3 protein-coding genes and 1 pseudogene are annotated in these 2,608 nt (G+C 38.4%); all 4 read left to right on the forward strand.

The genetic code is table 11. From position 1 onward, the window contains the following. Nucleotides 1-399, forward strand: a 399-nt coding sequence (locus tag HMPREF2837_RS03340; protein WP_148131796.1) for a MiiA motif-containing surface protein, incomplete at its 5' end; no start/stop codon positions are given. Nucleotides 400-562: 163 nt separating this feature from the next. Further along, nucleotides 563-952 (forward strand): annotated as a pseudogene (locus HMPREF2837_RS03345) (ZmpA/ZmpB/ZmpC family metallo-endopeptidase); the annotation flags it as partial. A gap of 299 nt (nucleotides 953-1,251) precedes the next feature. Next, nucleotides 1,252-1,620 carry a hypothetical protein gene (locus HMPREF2837_RS03350; RefSeq protein WP_075230640.1) on the forward strand — a complete coding sequence of 123 codons (369 nt, stop codon included), beginning with the start codon at nucleotides 1,252-1,254 and terminating at the stop codon, nucleotides 1,618-1,620. A 132-nt stretch (nucleotides 1,621-1,752) separates the two neighbouring features. Then, complete coding sequence (locus HMPREF2837_RS03355) at nucleotides 1,753-2,445, forward strand: phosphoglycerate mutase (RefSeq protein WP_075227311.1); 693 nt, start codon at nucleotides 1,753-1,755, stop codon at nucleotides 2,443-2,445. The last annotated feature ends 163 nt before the right edge of the window (nucleotides 2,446-2,608 follow it).

Raw genomic sequence — 2,608 nt, forward strand, 5'->3', positions numbered from 1 at the left:
GAAGTTCCAGCTAAGGTAACTGTTAAAACTCCAACTAAAGAAGCAAATGCTCCATCAGTCACACCAGTTGTAAACCCATCATCTCTAACAGAAGCCGAAAAAGCTAAAGTAGCGAATGAAGTTAAGAAAGCTAACCCAACAGCGACAGATGTTGAGGTTAACAACGATGGAACTGTGGTTGTAACATTTGCAGACGGTTCAGTAGCAGTACTTGCATCTGAAAAAGTCGTTAAAGAAGCAACTAAAGAGTCACCTGCTCAAGAACCATCTAAGAAAGCGGGAGCGAAAGAATTGCCAAACACTGGTACAAAACAATCTAGCGCTTCACTTGCTCTAGCACTTCTTGCAGCAGCGACAGGAGGACTCCTTATCTCTAAAAAACGTAAGGAAGGAGAGTAAACCATTACTCGAATAAAGCAAATCTTAGAATTTTGATTCTATGAGATTGCTAGAAAAGAGTCTGAGACAAAATAGTTCTTAGCCACAAAAAAGCTAGAGATTCCCAATTGCGGAACTCTAGCTTTTAACTGTAGTGGGTTGAAGAAAATCTAAGATCTGTAAGGGCAGCACAACTTGGGATGGATGGCTCGGAAGAGATGTTGGTCTAGTGACAGACCAGAAGGTTCTAGAAAATGTATTCAAAGGTGAGTATGACTCTTGGGCAGCCTTTAAGAAGGCCATGTACCAAGAGCGGATTGACAAATTGACAAAATTGAAGCCGATTACCATTGAGTATGAACTCAGAAACCCAAATAGTACGAAGCAAGTAACTATTCGATCTTATAGAGATATGCAAAGGCTAATGGATGAGGCGACAGCAGAGGATGTTCGTAATATTGACAATGCTACAAGCCGCGTCGAAGCTAGCTGGGTTAACTTACTGAAGAAAAAGATTTATAATGCTTATCTTCGTACAACAGATGACTTCCGTCAGTCTATCTTTACCAAATAAGCTGCAAAATTACTTTTAATAAGTAGCGTTATCCCTAGGTCTAAAAGGACTTAGGGATTTTTGTTATGGAAATTCATATATAACAAATTGAGTTTAGAATAGTACATTACGACTGCTAAAAATATTTCTAGAAATTAGTTTGACTTTCCTAATCGAATTGTTCATACTTTATTTCAATTTACTATATGACTTAAGGAAAATAAAGTGCCACTGATGATATTGTGGTCTACTTGGAAAAGCTTTGAATTTAACCTAAAATATGGTAGAATAACAATTATTAAAATTTGAAGGAGACATTTATGAAGACAAAAACACTAGCGCAAATTGCTGGAATTATTGGGACTATTGCAGGCTCGCTCTTGGCAATTTTGCCAGTCGTAATATTAATGGTTGCATCTATTTTTGCGAATGAAGATTTTGCAGGAGTAATTTTAGCGATTATCTTCATTGTTTTTACCTTAGTAAAAATCGCAACTCTCATTCTTGGAATTCTCTCTCTAATCTATTATAAGGATGATAAGCGCATATCAATGGCGCCATCTATTTTGTTAATCGTAGGTTCTGTAGTAGGCTTGATTCCATTTTTAGGCTGGATTGGTGGCATCGTCATTGTCATCGGTGGTGCCCTTTTTTTAACAAGCTTGAAACAATTTCAAGTTCAAGAATAGCTGTTTATTGAGAGAAGGGGCGTTCACCTCTTCTCTTTTAAATCGATTTTGACTAGCTTTTTTGTGAAAAATTGTGTAAAATAGAATAGATAAACGAGGGAAACCTCGGAAAATAAAAGGAGTATCCATCAAATGGTAAAATTGGTTTTTGCTCGCCACGGTGAGTCTGAATGGAACAAAGCTAACCTTTTCACTGGTTGGGCTGATGTTGATTTGTCTGAAAAAGGAACACAACAAGCGATTGACGCTGGTAAATTGATCAAAGAAGCTGGTATCGAATTTGACCAAGCTTACACTTCAGTATTGAAACGAGCAATCAAAACAACTAACTTGGCTCTTGAAGCATCTGACCAATTGTGGGTTCCAGTTGAAAAATCATGGCGCTTGAACGAACGTCACTACGGTGGTTTGACTGGTAAAAACAAAGCTGAAGCAGCTGAACAATTTGGTGATGAGCAAGTTCACATCTGGCGTCGTTCATACGATGTATTGCCTCCTGCAATGCCTCATGATGACGAATACTCAGCACATACTGACCGTCGTTACGCTTCACTTGACGACTCAGTTATCCCAGATGCTGAAAACTTGAAAGTGACTTTGGAACGTGCCCTTCCATTCTGGGAAGACAAAATCGCTCCAGCACTTAAAGATGGTAAAAACGTATTCGTAGGAGCTCACGGTAACTCAATCCGTGCCCTTGTAAAACATATCAAACGCTTGTCAGACGACGAAATCATGGACGTGGAAATCCCTAACTTCCCACCATTGGTATTCGAATTCGACGAAAAATTGAACGTAGTTTCTGAATACTACCTTGGAAAATAAAAAATTGTAAGTTTAGGATTGATTTATATCGATCTCAAAAAGTTACACAAATAATTCAAGCAAAGGATTTAGTTCTGTCTTGCACAGAGCTGAGTCCTTTTAGTTTGATTTTATACTCTTCGAAAATCGAATTCAAACCACGTCAGCGTCGCCTTACCGTACT

The organism is Streptococcus sp. HMSC071D03 (assembly GCF_001812125.1).
Lineage (GTDB): Bacteria > Bacillota > Bacilli > Lactobacillales > Streptococcaceae > Streptococcus > Streptococcus pseudopneumoniae_N.